The organism is Chryseobacterium sp. JV558, from assembly GCF_033712365.1.
Taxonomy (GTDB): domain Bacteria; phylum Bacteroidota; class Bacteroidia; order Flavobacteriales; family Weeksellaceae; genus Chryseobacterium.
In genome coordinates this window covers 1-707 of the sequence record NZ_WJHU01000030.1, presented here as the reverse complement: position 1 = coordinate 707, position 707 = coordinate 1, and the positions used below count along the sequence as shown (strand labels likewise).

At 43.6% G+C, this 707-nt stretch carries 1 protein-coding gene; it reads left to right on the top strand.

Translation table 11 applies throughout. From position 1 onward, the window contains the following. Window positions 1–707 (top strand): condensation domain-containing protein (locus tag GFU89_RS23225; RefSeq protein ID WP_318849381.1); only part of this gene is annotated, 707 nt, incomplete at both ends.

Here is a 707-nt window from a genome sequence, read left to right as displayed (position 1 = left end):
AGCACTACCCATGCCAGAAGACATGGGCATCGATACAGGTGTGGAATATGTATCTCCGCAAACTTCTACAGAGAAGATCCTGGTTAAGATCTGGAGTGATGTTCTGTCGCTGGATGCAGATAATATTGGTCTTTATGATGACTTCTTTGATTTGGGAGGGCATAGTTTGAAAGCGACACGTTTATCCAGCCAGATCAGCGACCGGCTTCATGTACATCTGGGTCTTAAAGAGCTTTTCAGACATACGAAGCTTGGAGATCAGGCTCTTCTGATCGATAATTCCCAAAAGACAGTTCTAGCCTCTATTCCTCAGGCGCCTGTTCAGGCAGATTACCCATTATCTTCCTCACAGAAGCGTATGTGGATTTTGAGCCAGTTTGAGGATGCTAACCTCGCTTATAACGTAAACGGGGTGTATGAATTTGATTCAGGTTTTGATCAGTCAGCTTTTGAATTGGCTTATTGGGATCTGATCGTGCGTCATGAGTCTTTACGTACGGTGTTCAGGGCGAATGATCAGGGTGATATCCGTCAGTTGATTCTTGATCCTGATCCGGATAAATTCCACGTGTCCTATTTTGATTTCCAGGATCGTAATGAAGCTGATGAATCATCGCAAAAGATCTCTGAGTATATCACCGAAGCGTTTGATCTGTATAATGGTCCTTTATTTAAATTAGGTCTTTTCCGTCTTTCCCCTGAGAGAC